General features: G+C 66.5%; 17 protein-coding genes. 5 read left to right on the top strand and 12 right to left on the bottom strand.

Going from position 1 to position 16,941, the window contains the following annotated elements; translation table 11 throughout:
- Nucleotides 1-62: 62 nt before the first annotated feature.
- Nucleotides 63-911, bottom strand: a complete 849-nt coding sequence (locus SM753_RS07835) for a ribose-phosphate diphosphokinase (RefSeq protein WP_323191164.1) — start codon at nucleotides 909-911, stop codon at nucleotides 63-65.
- Between the two features lie 66 nt (nucleotides 912-977).
- Nucleotides 978-1,787, bottom strand: a complete 810-nt coding sequence (locus tag SM753_RS07830; RefSeq protein WP_323191163.1) for a hypothetical protein — start codon at nucleotides 1,785-1,787, stop codon at nucleotides 978-980.
- A gap of 84 nt (nucleotides 1,788-1,871) precedes the next feature.
- On the opposite strand from SM753_RS07830, the gene glmM reads away from it, so the two are divergent.
- Entirely contained in the window at nucleotides 1,872-3,236 is a 1,365-nt protein-coding gene (gene glmM, locus SM753_RS07825) for a phosphoglucosamine mutase (protein ID WP_323191162.1), read from the top strand.
- Between the two features lie 121 nt (nucleotides 3,237-3,357).
- On the opposite strand, the gene SM753_RS07820 is transcribed toward glmM, so the two are convergent.
- Both SM753_RS07820 and hisI read right to left on the bottom strand, forming a co-directional pair.
- Entirely contained in the window at nucleotides 3,358-4,473 is a 1,116-nt protein-coding gene (locus SM753_RS07820; RefSeq protein ID WP_323191161.1) for a hypothetical protein, read from the bottom strand.
- A 9-nt stretch (nucleotides 4,474-4,482) separates the two neighbouring features.
- On the bottom strand, nucleotides 4,483-4,857 hold the full coding sequence (gene hisI, locus SM753_RS07815) for a phosphoribosyl-AMP cyclohydrolase (RefSeq protein WP_135535024.1): 375 nt from the start codon (nucleotides 4,855-4,857) through the stop codon (nucleotides 4,483-4,485).
- An 88-nt stretch (nucleotides 4,858-4,945) separates the two neighbouring features.
- Between hisI and SM753_RS07810 the strand changes: the two genes are divergently transcribed.
- A complete protein-coding gene (locus tag SM753_RS07810) occupies nucleotides 4,946-5,215 on the top strand; it encodes a hypothetical protein (protein WP_202613859.1) in 270 nt (89 codons plus the stop codon).
- Between the two features lie 46 nt (nucleotides 5,216-5,261).
- Here SM753_RS07810 and SM753_RS07805 read toward each other — a convergent pair whose 3' ends face one another.
- The 6 genes from SM753_RS07805 to SM753_RS07780 form a co-directional block, all read right to left on the bottom strand.
- Nucleotides 5,262-5,780: a DUF6789 family protein gene (locus tag SM753_RS07805; RefSeq protein WP_323191160.1), complete on the bottom strand. Its 519-nt coding sequence runs from the start codon at nucleotides 5,778-5,780 to the stop codon at nucleotides 5,262-5,264.
- A 123-nt stretch (nucleotides 5,781-5,903) separates the two neighbouring features.
- Nucleotides 5,904-6,977 carry a prepilin peptidase gene (locus tag SM753_RS07800; RefSeq protein WP_323191159.1) on the bottom strand — a complete coding sequence of 358 codons (1,074 nt, stop codon included), beginning with the start codon at nucleotides 6,975-6,977 and terminating at the stop codon, nucleotides 5,904-5,906.
- Between the two features lie 130 nt (nucleotides 6,978-7,107).
- Nucleotides 7,108-7,482: a CBS domain-containing protein gene (locus SM753_RS07795; protein ID WP_323191158.1), complete on the bottom strand. Its 375-nt coding sequence runs from the start codon at nucleotides 7,480-7,482 to the stop codon at nucleotides 7,108-7,110.
- Between the two features lie 286 nt (nucleotides 7,483-7,768).
- On the bottom strand, nucleotides 7,769-8,158 hold the full coding sequence (gene fer / locus SM753_RS07790) for a ferredoxin Fer (protein WP_135535023.1): 390 nt from the start codon (nucleotides 8,156-8,158) through the stop codon (nucleotides 7,769-7,771).
- 52 nt (nucleotides 8,159-8,210) lie between these two features.
- Nucleotides 8,211-9,407 carry an inorganic phosphate transporter gene (locus SM753_RS07785; RefSeq protein WP_135535022.1) on the bottom strand — a complete coding sequence of 399 codons (1,197 nt, stop codon included), beginning with the start codon at nucleotides 9,405-9,407 and terminating at the stop codon, nucleotides 8,211-8,213.
- 58 nt (nucleotides 9,408-9,465) lie between these two features.
- Nucleotides 9,466-10,698: an inorganic phosphate transporter gene (locus tag SM753_RS07780; protein WP_323191157.1), complete on the bottom strand. Its 1,233-nt coding sequence runs from the start codon at nucleotides 10,696-10,698 to the stop codon at nucleotides 9,466-9,468.
- 105 nt (nucleotides 10,699-10,803) lie between these two features.
- On the opposite strand from SM753_RS07780, the gene hisA reads away from it, so the two are divergent.
- Nucleotides 10,804-11,535 carry a 1-(5-phosphoribosyl)-5-[(5-phosphoribosylamino)methylideneamino]imidazole-4-carboxamide isomerase gene (gene hisA, locus SM753_RS07775; RefSeq protein WP_138798393.1) on the top strand — a complete coding sequence of 244 codons (732 nt, stop codon included), beginning with the start codon at nucleotides 10,804-10,806 and terminating at the stop codon, nucleotides 11,533-11,535.
- A gap of 161 nt (nucleotides 11,536-11,696) precedes the next feature.
- On the opposite strand, the gene SM753_RS07770 is transcribed toward hisA, so the two are convergent.
- Nucleotides 11,697-12,284, bottom strand: coding sequence for a hypothetical protein (locus tag SM753_RS07770; protein WP_323191156.1), 588 nt, complete (start codon nucleotides 12,282-12,284; stop codon nucleotides 11,697-11,699).
- Between the two features lie 271 nt (nucleotides 12,285-12,555).
- Between SM753_RS07770 and hisB the strand changes: the two genes are divergently transcribed.
- Nucleotides 12,556-13,143, top strand: coding sequence for an imidazoleglycerol-phosphate dehydratase HisB (hisB, locus tag SM753_RS07765; protein WP_323191155.1), 588 nt, complete (start codon nucleotides 12,556-12,558; stop codon nucleotides 13,141-13,143).
- A gap of 311 nt (nucleotides 13,144-13,454) precedes the next feature.
- Nucleotides 13,455-13,796: a hypothetical protein gene (locus tag SM753_RS07760; RefSeq protein WP_135535017.1), complete on the top strand. Its 342-nt coding sequence runs from the start codon at nucleotides 13,455-13,457 to the stop codon at nucleotides 13,794-13,796.
- Here SM753_RS07760 and SM753_RS07755 read toward each other — a convergent pair.
- Nucleotides 13,787-16,858, bottom strand: a complete 3,072-nt coding sequence (locus SM753_RS07755) for a PAS domain S-box protein (protein WP_323191154.1) — start codon at nucleotides 16,856-16,858, stop codon at nucleotides 13,787-13,789. The two genes, SM753_RS07760 and SM753_RS07755, sit on opposite strands and share 10 nt — an antisense overlap.
- Nucleotides 16,859-16,941: the final 83 nt, after the last annotated feature.

Below are 16,941 nucleotides of genomic sequence, written 5' to 3'. Positions count from 1 at the left end.
CTGTCCACACACTTACCAATGCGGACCGGTTCTTAAAACCCCCGGCTGAGAGGTTCGTCCGGCTATAACTCGCCCGCGATAACCGGCGCGACGCTGACCGCGCTGGACGCGCGTTCGAGCGTGTCTGTCCCGTAGACCGCCTCGACGCCCGCCCGCGCGAGTTTCGTCGGTGCGTTTCGAGCAAGGAGCGGGTGTACGCAGGTGACGAACACCCGCGCCGCACCGCGTTCGTCCAGAATTCCGACGGCCTCGCTCATCGTCGACCCGGTGGCGATGATGTCGTCGGTGACGACCACGTCTCGCCCGTCGACCGCGGCGTCACTGGGCGAAACTTCGACCTCGGACCCGGAGTGGCGCGTCTTCTCGAAGAAGTCCGTCTCGCCCGTTCCGTATGCGTCCCGCACCGTCGTCGCGATAGCGAGCGCGCCCTCGTCCGGCGAGAGAAAGAGCGGGTCCGTGAGGGCATCGGGAAGCGGGTCCGCGAGTCGCGCCGCGGCGTCGACGGCCGTCGCCTGCGGGTCGAAGAAGTCACACACTGCGTCCTCGTGCGGGTTGACGACCAGCGTTCGGTCCGACCCGGCGCTGATGGCCCGCGCCATCGCCCGCGCTGAGACGGGCTCGCCGGGGTTGAACGCGTCGTCCTGACGTGCGTAGCCCATGTACGGGATGACGGTGACGACCTCCCGTGCCCCGGCTTCGCGCGCCGCGTCTTGCAACTGGAGCAGTTCGACGTGGGCGTCGCTGGTCGGCGTCGACGCGACGATCACCGCCCGGTCCGGGGAGACCTCGCCGATGCTGGCGAGCTGTTCGCCGTCCGGAAATCGTTCGAACTCGACCGGAGCGAGCGGTTCGTCTAACTCGTCGGCCAGTGCGGCCGCGAGCGACTGCGACGTGGACCCGCTGACTATCATGGTCGGGTATCCGCGAGCCTGCTTAAACCCGTTTTCGTTATGCGAGTGGCGTCAGGTCCCCGACCGCTACGGGACCGCGACGCCGCCGACCTCCGTCAGTCCGAGCGGCTGCGACCGCCAGCCGTCGCCGGCGTCCGCGAGGAAGGTCCCGTCGCCGGTCACGAAGTACACCGCCTCGTCACCGTAGCCGACGTCGGCTACCGCGCCGTCGGCGGGTACGGATATCGGAGTCCACTCGCCGTCGCTGTGGACGTAACACGTCTCCGCCGTCGCGGCGTGGGCGCGGTCCAGTTCGCCGGGGGGCGTGTCGCGGGCCGCGCCGACCAGCGCGCACTCGCCGCGGATCTGCTTCATCCATCCGGCACCGAGTTCGAACAGCCCTTCGCCCGTCCCGGCCAGCGGCGTGCCGGCGGCGGAGACGTCGCGGGCGTCGTCGAGGCCCGAGTGTGCGAGTTCGCCGTCTGCGAGACGGTAGACGCCGTCCTCCGCGGCGATCAGGTCGCCGTCGACGGCGCGGACGGGGCTGCCGACGGTCCCGACGGTCGTCCACTCGTCCGTTTCGGTGGCGCGCGCGACGGACCAGTCCGGCGCGACCGCGACCAGCGCGTCGCCGTCGAACCCCACTGCGACGGCGGGTCCGAAGCCGACCGGATCGTAGCTCTCCTCGTCCTTGACGAGTACGTCTCCGGGGGTGGCGACGGCGAGTTGGCCGTCCGTCGCGGCAACGTCGAGCGCGGTACACTCGTGGTCGATGCCGTACTGTCCGACCCGGTCGGCGGAGACGGACACGCTGGCGACCCCCTGGCCGGCGGCGACGTAGGCCGTCGTCTGCCCGGTCTTGTCGCCGTACACCCGCTTCTCGTCGATGCTGACCATGTGGGTGGCGTGGCGTGCCACCACGGAAAGCGTTCCGGCGTTCTTCGGAACCACTTTGGGAACGCATACAGATAGATACAGGTAATGGAAGTGTTCGGGTCGAGCGGAACGCGGGGCGTGGTCAACGAGTCGCTGGGGCCCGAGTTCCTCCTTCGGGTCGCCAAAGCGGCGGGGACGGTTTGGAACGCTGACAGGGTCGCTATCGCTCGGGACACGCGGAAGACGGGGCGGATGCTCGCAGACGCCGCCGCCAGCGGCCTGGCGAGTGTCGGCACTGACGTCGACCGTCTCGGTATCGTCCCGACGCCGGGACTGCAGGCGTACGCGGAGCGGGAGGGCGTTCCGGCGCTGATGATCACGGCCTCGCACAACCCGCCAGAGTTCAACGGCATGAAACTGATCGGTCCCGACGGCGTCGAGCTATCGGTCGCCGACCTCGAACGCGTCGAGGAACACCTCCTCGCCGAGCGCTTCGAGACGGTGTCGTGGGACCGGACCGGCCGAGCGCGGTCCGTCGACGGCGCTCAGCGCGAGTACATCGACCAACTCCACGCCGCCGTCGACGGCGACCTGATCGCCGACGCCGACCTGACCGTCGCCCTCGACCCGGGCCACGGTGCAGGTGCACTCACCAGCCCGGAGTTCTTCCGCGAACTGGGCTGTCGCGTCGTCACGGTCAACTCGCAGCCGGACGGGCACTTTCCGGGACGCGACCCCGAACCGGTGCCGGAGAACCTGGACGACCTCGGCCGCCTCGTCGCGTCGACGGACGCCGACATCGGAATCGCTCACGACGGCGACGCGGACCGCGCCATCTTCTACGACGAACGCGGCGAGTACGTCGAGGGCGACGCGACCTTCGCCGCGCTGGCCGCTGCGGAGCTCTCTCAGGACGACACGACGGTGTCGGCGGTCAACGTCTCCCAGCGCCTCGTCGACGTGGTTCAGTCGGTCGGCGCGAATCTCGAACTCACGCCCATCGGTTCGACGAACATCATCTCGCGCATCCGCGACCTGCGCGCCGAGGGCGCAACGGTGCCCATCGCGGGGGAGGGCAACGGCGGCGTCTTCTTCCCGGATTACCGCCTTGCCCGCGACGGCGCGTACATCGGCGCGCGATTTCTCGAACTCGTCGCGGAGCGCCCGTTGAGTGAACTCGTTTCACCCTACGACGACTACTACAACGTCCGGCTGAACATCGAGTACGACACCGACGACGAGTGCCGTGCGATGCTAACGGCCGCCGAGGCCCGCGCTCAGGGGTCCGAAGCGGCGCTCGACGCGACCGACGGATACCGCCTCGACTACGGCGACGCCTGGGTGCTCGCCCGCCCGAGCGGCACCGAACCGCTGGTCCGGATATACGCTGAAGCCCGCGAGCAGGCGCGAGCGGAGGAGTTGGCAGAGGGGATGCGCGCCGCACTCGACGCAGCGAGAACCGACGCGTGAGCGTCGTGTTCGAGTAGTGGAGCGGAGTGCGTGCCAGAGCGCTCGACACAGCGAAGGCTGAGGCGTAGGAGGCCAGAGGCGTGGAGTGCGGCGCGTTTGAACTGCCCCGGCGTAGCGAGGACTAGCGGTCCGGATACTCGCCGAGCGCGTCGGCGAGGCGGTCGCGTTCCTCGCGCAGGTCATCCAGTTCGTCAGCGACGTCGCCGGAGGCGAGGCGGTCGCGTTCCTCGGGGCCGAGTCGTTCTCGTGCGACGGCGGCGTTCCGGAGGCGTTCGTAGTCGTCCTCGCGGGTCAGTGTACGCACGTCGCGGAGCCGCGCCACGACCTCTTCGGATGCGAACCGCGAGACGAGCGAGATCAGTTCCCGGGTACGCCACCATAGTCGGTCGGCGTCCGTCGGCGGCCACTCCACCGTGAGCGGGTCAGCGTCGAAGCGTTCGAGGTAGGTCTGGCGCGTTGCGACCTGCCGTTTGAGCGTCGCGGCGTCGTCGACGTAGTGGTCGAGTTTCGACTTCGAGTAGTCGGCGTACGAGAGCAGCGTCGGTATCGGCTCCTCGCCGGCCGGTGATTCGCGGACGTAGTCGAGAAGGTCCGACGGCGGCGGGTCGAGGTCGACCAGCGGGTACTTGTCGGCGTCGACGGCGAGACCGAGCACCGTGCGGGCGCTCTCCTCGTTCCGGAACGTCCGGAACGCGTCGCGGACGGCCTCGTTGTACGCCTCGATCGGGTCTCGGAGCGTGTCGACGGGCGCGTCGAGGTCGGCGTCGCCGAGTTCGAGCAGGCGTTCGAGGTGGTCGATCCGGTCTTCGACTGTCCCTTTCCTGCGGGCCGCCGCCTTTCGGGCGTCGCGGTACGTTTCGAGCGCGTTCGCGCGCTCTTCCGGCAGTTCCGCGACGGACCCGACGTCGGCGAGCGTCTCGCGCGCGGCGGCGAAATCGCTCTCGCTCAGGCGGCGCTTGTCGAGCACGTCGAGCGTCTCCTCGAAGGCGTCGCGGTGGGTCATGTCGTCCGGGAGCCCTTCGACCAGTTGGGCAACGGCGTCCTGAAACTCCACGAACGCCTGGAAGTCGCCGGTGCCGGTCGCGCGGTCCTCGTAGCGCTCGAACAGGTCGACCATGTCGCCGTACGCGTCCGCGACGGTCGTCACGCTCGATTCGCCGAACGCTTCGATCTCTCGCTCCACGGACCGAACCGTTTCGTCGGCGGATTCGAGCGCGGCGATGGGGTTCTCACTCATGAACAAGTGTTACTCGTAGACATCGTCGGGGTCGAACACCTTCTCGCCGACGCGCTCGCCGTCGGCGGTGCGGTAGAAACACGAGGCGAAGCCGGTGTGGCACGCGCCGCCCTCCTGTTCGACGAGATAGAGGACGCTGTCCCCGTCGCAGTCGACACGTACCTCCTCGACGCGTTGCACGTGGCCGCTGGTCGCCCCTTTCTCCCAGAGTTCGTCCCTGCTCCGCGAGTAGTAGTGAGCGCGCCCCGTCTCGCGGGTGCGTTCGAGGGCCTCGGGCGTGACGTACGCGAGCATCAACACCTCGCGCGTTTCGGCGTCCTGGGCGACGGCCGGAATACGGCCGTTCTCGCCGAAATCCATCTCCACGGCGGTGGCGGCGGTCATATCCGGGAAACACGTCGTTGCGGCGAATAGGTCTTTTGTTCGTGCCGACGCCGGGACTGTTTTAGTGGTCTGGCGCGCACGGGACGATATGGACGACGAGGCGAGCGCGGCGGACGGGACGGCCGACGACGGCGCGGCCGACACTGACGGGATCCTGGCGGAACTGCGGGCGAACCCGACGATCGCGGCGGTCGAACTCGGGAGTCTCGCCGTCACGGTCTGTCTCCCCATCGCGACGTTTTGGGCGCTCCTCTCCGGTCCCCGCGCGTCGACGGACATCTTGGCCGCCGTCGTGGTCGTCGGCGCGGCGTTCGCGGCGCTCTGGACCCTCGTCTATCCCGTCTACGACGCGTTATAATATCGGTGCCCCCGCGCGAATTCTATCGCGGCCGGGAACGTGGCGGTCACACCCCGTGTTGCGGTATCTCAGCCCACCTGTCGATCAGGTAGCCCAGCGCGAGGCCGTAGAACAGGTGATAGAGGAACGAAACCACGACGAACAGTCCGACCGCGAGCGTACCACCGGGGGGCCAGAACGCCATCAGGAAGCCGATCCAGTAGATGAGTCCGAAGCTAGCGCCGCGGGCGTACCGAGGCGATTCCGGCGGGAGGAACGCGCCGACGACGAGGAACTGGACCGGGAGGAACAGCGTCCCACCGAGGACGAATAGCGCGACGCCCACCGCCAGGCTCGGTTCGAACCCGAGGAAGGACGCGAACGACGCGAACCGCACGATCGGTTCGGTCTGGAACAGGTCGAGCGCCACCGGCAGTCCGACCAGTACGGGGATCATCAGAACCATCCCGACTAATCCGCTGAACATGGCCGTCCCGATCAGACGGAGCGTGATCGGGATCTCCGCTGCGACCCCCATTTCCTCGGCAGGTAACGTTCCGGTTTCGGATGGTCGTTCACTGCTCATGACTTCCCTAACGTAGCCTCTCGATCACAATAAACCATGATGGTTATCGGGGCGGCCGCGACGCTCTCGCTGTTTGGAGGATCAGAAAGAGACGACACAGTGGGTACCGAGCCGATCCGCTCGCTACACGGTACCGACGAGCGCGAACAGGCCGAACAGCACGTCACCGTAGGTCAGTGCCACCACGAGGCCGACGAACATTGGGACGATAAACGGGATGCCGGGCGACACCCACACCGAGTCCTCGGCCGCGAGAACGTCGAGGCCGTCGCGCAGGTCCTCGGCCGTCGCACCGTACGCGCTGTCGACGTCCGTCAGGAACGCCTCTGCGCCCCACGGGTCGTCGAACGCGTCGGCATCTTCGGGGCTATCGCCCCCGGAGTCTTCAGCCGCGCCGTCACGCGTCGCACCGTCGGCGGCACCGTCGAGCGGGTCGTCACTAGCCGCCGGGTCGTCGGTCGGTACGGCGCTGACTGCGCCGTCCGTCGGCGGGTTCGGTTCGTCCGGGAGCGTCGCCGGGTCGCGTAACGCGTCGGCGCGGGACCGGAGCGTCTCGAAGTCGATCCCACGCCACCGGAGATACATCCTGAGAGCGTCCAGGTCGAGCCCGCGCCGAGTCGCGCCCGCCGGGCCGTCGAGCAGTCGGCCGTGAGTCTCGGGGATGTTCCCGACAGCGACGGGACGGCCGACGAACATCACCGACGACACTCGCCCGGCGGCGGCGTTCCGCGCGGCGAGCAGGAGCGGTGCGGCGAGGCCGAAAAGCACCGTGTTCGTAAGCACCGTGAACGAAAACACCCGGATGTTCGTCGCCTGAAGCGGGAGCGTGCCACTCGGCAGCAGATAGACCGGATAGACGGGAAAGAGCAAGGCGATCACCATCAGCGCCTTGGCGTCGGCCCCGCCGAACCCGCCCGTGCGCCAGAACAGGTAGGCTATCGGGATCACGAGGCCGGCACTTACCGCCGCCGGGACGAGAAAGCGCCGCCAGGCGAACTCGCTCGCGGTCCAGGCTGTCCAGGCGTCCCAGCCCAGCAACGCCAGCGCGAGGAGCGCGAGCGGTGCCCACGTCCAGTTCGGGACTCGGCGGGTCGCCACGTCTCGGTAAGCGGCCCAGGCGAATACGGGTACCGCGAGCAACCGCAGGAGGTCGGCGGTCGGCGAGTCGAGGAAGACGGTGATGACGGCTTGGAGCACGTTCGATAATCGATGCCGTCTACGTGATATATATTCCGCTGCGAACGGCGAGGGCCGGGGACCGCGGCGGAGAAGCGCTATGCTGTCCTTCTGCTAGGTGAGAGGGAGCAGTGACCGGTTCGGCGGCAGTTTACGATAGGTGGGCCGCGACGTCGGTCGAAGAGACCATCCCGACGTAATCGTCGTCGACGACCGGGAGGTGTTTGATACCGTAGTTAGTCATCATCGCGGCTACCTCCTCCATGTAGAGGTTCGGCGTGGCGGTTTCGACGTCTGTCGTCATTACGTCCGAGACCTGTAGTTCTGAGGTATCTCGTCCCGCGGCGACGGCACTGAGCACGTCCGTGCTGCTGATGATCGACCGCGGCGAGGTCGGGACGACCAGCGCGCTGATCTCTTTTTCCTCCATCCGCTGTGCCGCCTCCATCACGGTCGCATCCTTCGAAATCGTCTCCAGTGGTGTAGACATCACGTCTTCGACCGTAGGCCTGTCTGTCTCTGTCATACCGTTTCCAACGGGTGCGGCGCGTATGGTGTTTTCCCCGGGCGATGAGTCCTGCCGGACGTATCAGGGGAACGAGCGACGATCACCGCCCTGCGCGCTCGACCCTCAAGGAGCGGGATCTGAGCGTAGACCCGTCGAAAAGATGGTGTTCGGTGCCACAGAGATCTAACCGCCTGACGGATCGAAAGCCGGAGACAGGACTACACCTTGTAGACAGATTGACTCGACCGCGTAAAATCAGCCCCGTGAGAGGGGCATCTGTTCCGCGCAGTTTCTGCGCTGTTGCTTATATGACGCGGTTCTGCAGGTAGTCGAGGTGCTTCGCGTTGTAGACGATCTTCACCTCGTCGGCGGCGGGGCTGCCGATGCAGGTCAGTCGAACGTTCTTCTCCTCGACCTCCTCGTCGCTGAGGATCTGCTGCATGTCCATGTCGATCTCGCCCTCTTTGACGATCGCGGCGCAGTTCGCACACGCGCCGGCGCGACACGAGAAGGGCCAGTCGTAGCCCTGTGCCTCGGCGGCTTCGAGGATGTACTCGCCCTCGTTCACGTCGAGCGTACCGTAGTCCTCGTCACCGAGGTCCGCGTCGGCAGCCTGATCGAAGAGGTCGTCGTCGTCCATCTCCCAACCGTGGTCGTCCAGTACTTCGTAGTTGAGGTATTCTACCGTGGGCATCACCCCGAAGGTTCGACCCCCTAACTGTTAGACCTTGCTGTTTTTCCGCGGATCAAACTGCTACGAATTCGAACAGCAGGTACGACAGTACCCCGGAAATCGTGGGGGTGAGTATCCACAGCATGATGACTCGCCCGGTCGTCGCCGGATCGAAGAGGTCGCTCGCAGCCAACTCCTCCGGTTCCTCCTCCCCGATGGGCGTTACCTCGTCGCCGCGCTCGTCCGCGCCGAGTGCGCCGACGAGCGTTCCGGCCTCTCCCTGTCGGGGAGAGGCGTCCGCTTTGCTGCGGATCGCCTCCGTCGCGGCGTTCGAAATCGTCGTCGTCCGGGTCGCCCGACCCCAGCCGAGGCCGACGATGCTCATCGTCGCGCTCACGGCGAGACTGGCGGGAATGCCGAGTTCCGACAGCACGGTAATGAGCGATGCGCTCACCACCTCGACGATGAGCGCCGCCAGTAGCGGCAGGTCAGTCAGGTCGTTGCCGACGGTGTCGAGCGTCCGGCGCGCGATGGTGAACGCGCCGAGACCGATCGCCCCGCCGGCGAGCAGGATGCCGGCGTTCATCGAGAGCGAGCCGTTGCCGACCAGCGGGGCAACGGCGTTGGCGACGTTCGACGCGCCCGCGGCGAAGGCCATGTAACAGCCGATCCCGACGACCAGCCCGCTCCCGACGAGTTCCCGCGCGGTGACTGACGGCGCAGGGGTCGGCAGGGGAACGACCCCGCTCCTGTCGACCGCCAGTAGCGGGCCGTCCGAGCGGTCGATGGCGAACGCCACGGAGAGGTACGGGTAGAAGTACCGCCCGATGATCGCACACACCCAGAAGGCGGCGATCGGGGCTATGAGCCACCAGGAGACGATCTGCCCCATGACCTCCCAGTTGATCGAGTCAGTCGCGACGCCGAGGCCGGCTATCGCGCCGACCGCAGTCATCGACGTAGAGGCGGGTACGCCGAACAGGTTCGAAACGAGCAGCGCGAGGCCGACGAAAAAGAGGACGCCGACGCTCGCCGCGAGCGTGAACTGGTCGCTCGGGACTATCTGGCCCCCCATCGTCTCGATGACGTTCCGACCGACCGTCCACCCGCCCAGAAGCGCGAACCCGGCCATTAACGCCGCTGCCCCGATCTTTGAGACGACGCGGCTGCCGACGGACGGACCGAACGCGACGCCAGTAGAGGACCCGCCGATGTTGAAGCCGACGAACACGGCCACCGCTATTCCCACGACGAGCAGCACTTCAACCATACCGATTCCGATGACGTGTCAGCGTAAAAGTCCGCTTATCCGGCCGGATGGGACCCGTCTACCCGGCCAGTCCGGGGACGAACTGAAAGACGAGAAAGGCGGCGATGGTCGCGATTGCGGGGACGACGTTCTGGAGCGCGATGACTCGTGCCGTCGTCGCCGGTTCGAACAGGTCCGAAGCGCTGGGGATGTCCTCGGCGTCCTCGTCGCCGATAGGCGGCACCTCGCGTTGGCCACCGTTCTGTGCGGGCTCCGGCGTCGGATTACCGACGGTCGCGGCCCCTTCGTCCGCGGAATCGGCCGCGAGCGCGCCGACGGAGATACGCTCCGGTGCTTCGCCGTGGACGGTGTCGGAGATGGTCGCCGTTCGTGTCGCCCGACCCCAACCGAGGCCGAGAATGCTCATCGTCGCCACGACGACGAAACTCGCCGGAATGCCGAGTTCCGACAACACGGTGATGAGCGACGCGCTCACCACCTCGACGACGAGCGCGGCGAGAAGCGGGAGTTCGGTCAGGTCGTTTCCGATAGTGTCGAGCGTCCGGCGCGCGATGGTTATCGCGCCGACGCCTATCGCACCACCGCCGAGCAGGATGCCGGCGTTCATCGAGAGCGAGCCGTTGCCGACCAGCGGCGCGACGGCGTTGGCGACGTTCGACGCGCCCGCGGCGAAGGCCATGTAACAGCCGATGACGATCACGAGCGCCGTCCCGACGAACTCCCTGATCGTCGTGTTCGGGCCGAACTCCGGTCGGGGGAAGGTTCCCGACCTGTCGAGAGCGACCAGTCTCCCTTCCGTCTGTGTCACCTCGAACCGGTGGACCAACGCGGGGTAGAAGTACCGGCCGATGACGCCCGAGACCCAGAACGCGATGACCGGCGCGACGATCCACCAGGAGACGATCTCCAGCATCACGGCCGCGTTGAGCGTTCCCGTCGCGACGCCGAGGCCGGCTATCGCGCCGACCGCAGTCATCGACGTGGAAGCAGGCACGCCGACGACGTTCGAGAGGAAGAGAGCGAAGCCGATGAAGAAAAGAACCGTGATGCTCACCTCCAGCGTGAACAGCCCCGACGGGACGATCTGACCCCCCATCGTCTCGATGACGTTTCGGCCGACCGTCCACCCGCCCAGAAGCGCGAACCCGGCCATCAGGATGCCGGCCGCGAGCTTCGACATGACACCGCTACCGACCGCCGGTCCGAAGGCGACGCCCGTGGAGGACCCCCCGATATTGAACCCGACGAACGCGGCGACAGCCAACCCGACGGCAAGAAGTACAAGAGACACAGAGGAACAAACGGCGCTGAACGGTTTAACTCTTGTAGGTCTCCGGAGAGATCGGCGACGTGGCCGACTCGGTGGCTTTACGCTCTCTCCACTCCGAGCGACCGTATGGATCCGTTTCCTACCTTTTCAGTGATCCCCGCCGTCGACGTACAGGACGGCGAGGTTGTCCAACTCGTCCAGGGCGAGCGCGGCACGGAAAAGCGCTACGGCGACCCCGTCGAGTCGGCAAAGCGCTGGGTCGACCAGGGCGCGTCGACGCTCCACATGGTCGACCTCGACGGTGCCTTCGAGGGCGAACGCGCGAACGCGGACGCCGTGGGTCGCGTCCTCGGTGCTGTCGGCGTGGACGTCCAACTCGGCGGCGGCATCCGCACCGTCGACGACGCGACCGACCTGCTAAAGCGGGGCGTCGACCGCGTCATTCTCGGCACCGCGGCCGTCGAGAACCCCGACATAGTCGCGGAGATCAGCGAGACGTATCCCGACTCGGTGATGGTCAGTCTGGACGCGAAAGACGGCGAAGTCGTGGTTTCCGGCTGGACCGAGGGCACCGGTCTCGACCCCGCTGAGGCCGCCGAACGCTACGAAGAACTGGGTGCCGGCGCTATCCTGTTCACCGATGTCGACGTCGAGGGCCAACTGGACGGCGTCCAGACCGACCCCGTCCGTCGGGTCGTAGAAGCCGTCGACATCCCGGTCGTCGCGAGCGGTGGCGTGGCGACTATCGACGACGTGCGCGCGCTCCGAGAAGCGGGCGCTGCCGCTGTCGTCGTCGGGAGCGCGTTGTACGAGGGGCGGTTCACGCTGGGCGAAGCGATGGACGCAGTCGAGGAGTAAATGGTCGAGTGCGGGCTGTTATCGTGAATTCCGCAGAGCTCCTCGACGAGGTTTAGCTCGCTATCGCTCGCCGACTCACCGTCATTTCGTGAGAGAGTTGACTCACATCCGTTCGTCAAACCGCCGTCGTTCCGCGGGGCTCCACGACGAGGTTTGGCTCGCTATCGCTCGCCAAACCGCGGCACGTACCGCGACCGGACCGTCAGCGTCGACAGGGGAAGCGATTCGGCGATGTCGGCCGGGGACGCGTCGCTCTCCAGGACGACCGCCGCCGCGGCGACTCCCAGCGCCGAGTCCGAGTCGTGGAACTCGGTCGTTTCCAGGCGCTCGTGGGCGCGGCGTTCGACGGCGTCCGGTAGGTCGTACTTGCTGACGATACGGGCGACGAACAGCGCGGGATCGGGCGGATCGAGACAGAGCCCAAAGGTTCGGACCATGTCGTGGTACGCGCCGCAGACTTCCGAGCGGTCGCCGTCGACTGCGTCGGCGACTTCCGCTATCGTTCGCGGGTATTCGGCGCGGCGAACGGCGGCGTACGCGGCCGCCGCTCCGACCGTCTCCGGACAACAGTCGGGGGACGCGTCGGCCTCCAGCGCGCCGTGTAGGAGGTCAGTCGCGTCCTCGGTGACTTCGGACGGCACCCGTAGCGCGTCCGCTATCCTATTTACCGCGTATTCTGCTCGGAGGCGAGTGCCGTTTCGCACTCGTTCGGCATCCGGCAATCGGTCGTCACCCGGCGGTGTCGTCACGGCGTTCCTCCGCCGGTGAGCGAACCGCCGGCTGGAAAATGACAGAGGGCTATCACTCCCATCCCGATCTCTACGCCGTCTACGACTGAATACCTTTCGGCGGTTTATGCCGGTAATCAGCCGATACCGGGAGAGCGTCGGGTCGGGGCCGTCCGCTTGGTTCCCTGCCCGGTTCGGGCCGGCGGCCGCCGGGTCTGCAGGCGACGATAGATCGGTTCCCGCGTCGTGCAGAGGCGGAATTCCCTTGTAGTGTCCGCGTCATGATTTCCGTATGACCGACCGCACGGCCGCCGCCACCCGCGAGACGGCGGAGACGGAGATCGAGGTAACCGTCGACATCGACGGCGACGGCGACGCCACCGTCGACACGGGGATCGGCTTTTTCGACCACATGCTCGAATCGTTCGCCAAGCACGGCCTGTTCGACCTGACGGTGCGTTGTGACGGCGACCTGGAGATCGACGACCACCACACCGTCGAGGATGTCGCCATCGTCCTCGGCGACGCGTTCGACGAGGCGCTCGGCGACCGGGCCCGGATCGAACGGTTCGCCGACAGGAGAGTGCCGCTCGACGAGGCGGTCGCGTCCATCGTCGTCGACGTAAGCGGCCGTCCGGTTTTCCGGTTCGACGGCGCGTTCTCGCAGGCGTCCGTGGGCGGGATGACCAGTCACATGGCGAAACACTTCCTGCGAACGCTGTCGACGAACGCCGGCCTGACGCTTCACGCGGACGTGACGGGTGAGAACGCCCATCACGAGATAGAGGCGCTGTTTAAGGCCACGGCCCGCGCGCTAGACGATGCGACGCGGATCGACGACCGACGCGCCGGGACGCCGAGCACGAAAGGCGAACTGTAGGTCCGAGTTACCGCCCTCGCCGGCGGACCTGTCGGTCGTACGAGACCGTTACCGGCGCGTTACTCCGGCTTCCGTTCGTCGCCGGTCCCGCGGATTCCGACAACACCGGCACGCAACCGCCTCTTCGGAACGTTCGGTGGCGCGTCTCACACGTATCAGTATAGCCCTCCCCCCTCGCCCCGTATCTACGCGTCTAGCCGTTCTGACTATCCACTCGGCACGCCTAGTAAGGGTAAGATGAGTTCCACCCCTACTCCCGAAGGTATCGCATACGACTTCCCGACGACCGGTCCAACGGCGGTGCGCGAAGAATGATGTGGCAGGACTTCGTGTTTATGCTCGGAAGTTCGCTCTCTATTTTCTTTCTCGCGCCCACGCTTCGCGACGCCGAGGCGCGCGTCCCCCTCGGGACGAGTCTCCCGTCGATGATCATCGGACTGGCGTACGGCCTGACGTTCACCACGCTCGGCATGACGTTTTCCGCCCTCGGCGCGTTCGCCGCCGGTTCGATGTGGTCTCTCATCGCAGTCGTGCGGTCGCCGAGCGACGCTGTCACAATGACCCGTCGTGACGGAGTCCGTCTGTTCGTCGCGGACGTCCGTCGGTGGATCGACAAGCAGGTCGGCGACACCCAACCGACCAACTACTCCTGATCCGCATCTCGGTCTCCGCTCTCTGTCACCCGCGGAAGTGACAACGAGACTTCCGCGCCGCCCAGGTCGCTGTTACCGAATACGACGCTGCCGCCGTAGGCGTCGACTATCCAGGAGACGAGCCACAGTCCGAGACCGCTCGCGTGCTGGAGCGGGGTTATCTCCGCTTCCCCGGCGACGACCGCTCGCTCGTGGTCCGGAATTCCGTCCCCGTCGTCGGCGACTCGGATGGCAGCGCGCTCCCCGTCCACGGACGTGTCGACGGTCATCCTGGCGTGTGGACTGTCGCCGTCGTTGTGTTCGACCGCGTTCTCCAGCAGGTTCTCGACGGCGACGCGGAGGCGTTCGTCGCCGGTGACGCGAACCTTGCCCGGCGCGTCGGTCTCGATGGTTGCGGCGTCGTACTGTTCGCGGGCCGTCGCGGCGACGGCTTCGACCACCTCGCAGGCATCGACCCACGACGAGTCGTTCGCCCGGTCCAGCAGTTGTTCCGCCTCCCGCGCCTTGTTGCTCAGGTCGACCAGATCCTCTGCGGTCGTGGCGAGCGCCCCGGCGTACTCGACGACCGTTTCCGACGACGTTTCGGCGGCTATCTGGTCGGCGTATCCGACGATGACGTTCACGTCGTTCCGGAGGTTGTGTCTGAGGACGCGGTTCAGCACCTCCAACTGACGGTGCCGCATCTGCTGTTCGGTGATATCCGTGTAGATGCCGAACCCGTACTCGTCCCCGTTCTGGTCGGTGAAAGTCAGTCCCCGGAACAGGAACTGCCGGGGGCCATCCGCGGTGAGGCGACGCAACTCCTCGCGGATCATTTCGTCCCCCGCCCGACGGTCAAGCGCTTCGGCGCTCTTGCGCTGTTCCGGGAGGAGGATGTAATCGTTGAGCGAGTCGCCGATGACGGCTCGCGGATCGTACCCGAAAACGTCCTCGAAGGCGGGATTGACCGACTGGACGATCGGGTCGCCGTCGACGAACTCCACCTCAACGACGGCGTCGGGGATGTTGTCGAAGAGGTATTCGAACCGGTTGCGCTCCTCGCGCAGTTTGGTGCGCGCCCGCTCCAGGTCGGAGAGGTCGCGGACGGTTCCGACGGTACCCTTGAACTGGTCCGCCGTCGGAAGCGGGGTGAGTTCCACTTCGACGGAGAAGCGGCCGCCGGTGTCCGTCTGCAAGGCCGTCTGGAACGTCCTGCTCGTCCGCCCGTCGTCCGACAGCAGCGCCTCGGTCAGTTCCCGTCCCCGCTCGATGTTCTCTTCGTCTAACACCGCAGAGATGTGTTTGCCAACGAGGTCGTCGCGCTCTCGACCGAATCGTTCGGCGAGCGGTTGCGTGACGTGGGTGAACTGCCCCTCGTCGTTGACGACGAACAACATGTCTTGCACGTTTTCGAAGACGGCTTCGAAGCGCTGGAGTTCCGTTTCCCGGTCGACGCGGTCCAGGGCGACGGCGGCGTTCGCCGCGAGGAGGCGGGCCAGTTGCAGGTCGGTGCTGTCGAACGCCGCCGGGTCCGGTTCGCTGGCGAGGAGGACGCCGTGGTCGCCGAGGGGCAGATGTAACTCGCTCGTGAACGGGCTCTCGGGGTTGTACGCATCGTGCTCGGTGACGTCGTCGTACACCCTGGGTTCGCCGCTTCGATAGGCGTCCCAGACGAGCCCGTCGTCGCGGTCGAACGGCGGTGGCTCACCGATACGTGCTTCCACTTCGTCCGTCCAGACCGTCGGAACGAGGCTTTCTCTGTCGGGGTCGTACAGGTGGACGCCGGTGATACGATGGCCGAGCACGTCCCGAGCGGCGTCCAGAACCACGCGGCAGACTGCCTCTTTTCCGTCGGCCCGCAGCATCGAGCGCGTCTGCTGGTGGAGTCGCTCGATGCTGTCGACGCGTTCCATCCGGTTGAGCGCGGACGTAGCGGCGGTCGACAGCAGTTCCACCAACTGACGGTCGGCCTCGTCGAACGCGCCCGCCGACTCCGCGCCGACCGCCAGGGCGCCGTGCGATCCCAGCGGCAACACCAGTAGCGACCTGAGCGAACCGTAGTCCAGGTCGTTTACGATCAGGGACTCGCCCGCGGTGAACGCCTCGCCGATGTGATTGTTGTCGGTTCCGAAGCTATCCACGCCGCCGAGCATTTCGCGCGTCTCGTTGGTCGTGGCGGTCGGGACGAGGGTGTCGGTCGCTTCGTCGTGGAGGAACACGGCGTTGAGGCCGTATCCGAACACCTCCGCGGTGGTCTCCGCGACGAGGTCGGCGATCGATTCTCGGCTCTCCGCATCGATGAGCGCGTTGCTGGATTCGAGCAGGCTACTCAGCATCTCCTCGCGCTCCTTGCGGTCGGTGATGTCCCGGAGCGACCCCGTGAAGTACCGCTCTCCGTTGCGGGTGAACTCCCCGAACGAAACGACAACGGTTCGTTCGCTCCCGTCGGCGCGTTCCATCGGTAGTTCGACGTAGTTCCAGTCCAGGCCGCGCTCGCCCGTCTCGAGGTACTGCGCGATGCCCGTGTGGTGGGGTTCCTCCAAACGCTCGGGGATGATCGTGGTCAGCGATTTGCCGACCAGTTCCTCGTGGTCGTACCCGGTCAGGTCGCTCACCGCCTCGTTGGCGAACACGACCTCGCTGTCTTCAGTCATCGCGATCACGGCGTTCGAAATGCTGTCAGCGACAGCGTGGAGCGAATCGAGCGGGGGATCAGTTGCTCCCGTTTCGAGCGCTTCCGTGACGCGGTCCGCCAGCGTTTCGTCCCCAAGCGAGTCCCGGGGGACGTACTCGGTCACGTCGAGACGGGTGGCCTCGGCGGCCTCTAGGCCGTCCGCCCTGTCGGCGACGAGGAGAAACGGGACTGACCGAGAGCGCTCACGAACCGCCGAGAGAACGTCGAGACCGTCGGTACCGTCGAGCCGAGACTCGCAGACGATGCAGTCGACCGACGCCTCGTCGAGCGTCGCGAAGACCGCGTCTAGCGACGCGGCCTCGCGTACTGGGGCGAGGCTGTCCTCGAACTCCGGGGCCGACGCTCGTTCCGGATGTCGGACGTACAATACGTCAGTACCGTGACCCACGACGACCGTACGTACGCGGTCGGGATGCCATCAATCCACCGGCCGCGATCCACACGACTAAGGACCGGACACCAGTACTTTCG

Source organism: Halostella sp. PRR32 (assembly GCF_034808085.1).
Lineage (GTDB): Archaea > Halobacteriota > Halobacteria > Halobacteriales > Natronoarchaeaceae > Halostella > Halostella pelagica.
Note: the sequence above shows the minus strand (reverse complement) of the source record. Positions and strands in the feature narration are given on the sequence as shown.

Bases quoted from the DNA above. Each gene is read 5' to 3' on its own strand.
- SM753_RS07810 (WP_202613859.1), top strand. From the start codon at position 4,946: ATGGACGACGAGGCGAGCGCGGCGGACGGGACGGCCGACGACGGCGCG.
- SM753_RS07820 (WP_323191161.1), bottom strand. From the start codon at position 4,473: ATGAGTGAGAACCCCATCGCCGCGCTCGAATCCGCCGACGAAACGGTT.
- SM753_RS07760 (WP_135535017.1), top strand. From the start codon at position 13,455: ATGATGTGGCAGGACTTCGTGTTTATGCTCGGAAGTTCGCTCTCTATT.
- hisA (WP_138798393.1), top strand. From the start codon at position 10,804: ATGGATCCGTTTCCTACCTTTTCAGTGATCCCCGCCGTCGACGTACAG.
- SM753_RS07830 (WP_323191163.1), bottom strand. From the start codon at position 1,787: ATGGTCAGCATCGACGAGAAGCGGGTGTACGGCGACAAGACCGGGCAG.
- hisI (WP_135535024.1), bottom strand. From the start codon at position 4,857: ATGACCGCCGCCACCGCCGTGGAGATGGATTTCGGCGAGAACGGCCGT.
- SM753_RS07835 (WP_323191164.1), bottom strand. From the start codon at position 911: ATGATAGTCAGCGGGTCCACGTCGCAGTCGCTCGCGGCCGCACTGGCC.
- glmM (WP_323191162.1), top strand. From the start codon at position 1,872: ATGGAAGTGTTCGGGTCGAGCGGAACGCGGGGCGTGGTCAACGAGTCG.
- SM753_RS07795 (WP_323191158.1), bottom strand. From the start codon at position 7,482: ATGACAGAGACAGACAGGCCTACGGTCGAAGACGTGATGTCTACACCA.
- hisB (WP_323191155.1), top strand. From the start codon at position 12,556: ATGACCGACCGCACGGCCGCCGCCACCCGCGAGACGGCGGAGACGGAG.
- fer (WP_135535023.1), bottom strand. From the start codon at position 8,158: ATGCCCACGGTAGAATACCTCAACTACGAAGTACTGGACGACCACGGT.
- SM753_RS07785 (WP_135535022.1), bottom strand. From the start codon at position 9,407: ATGGTTGAAGTGCTGCTCGTCGTGGGAATAGCGGTGGCCGTGTTCGTC.
- SM753_RS07805 (WP_323191160.1), bottom strand. From the start codon at position 5,780: ATGAGCAGTGAACGACCATCCGAAACCGGAACGTTACCTGCCGAGGAA.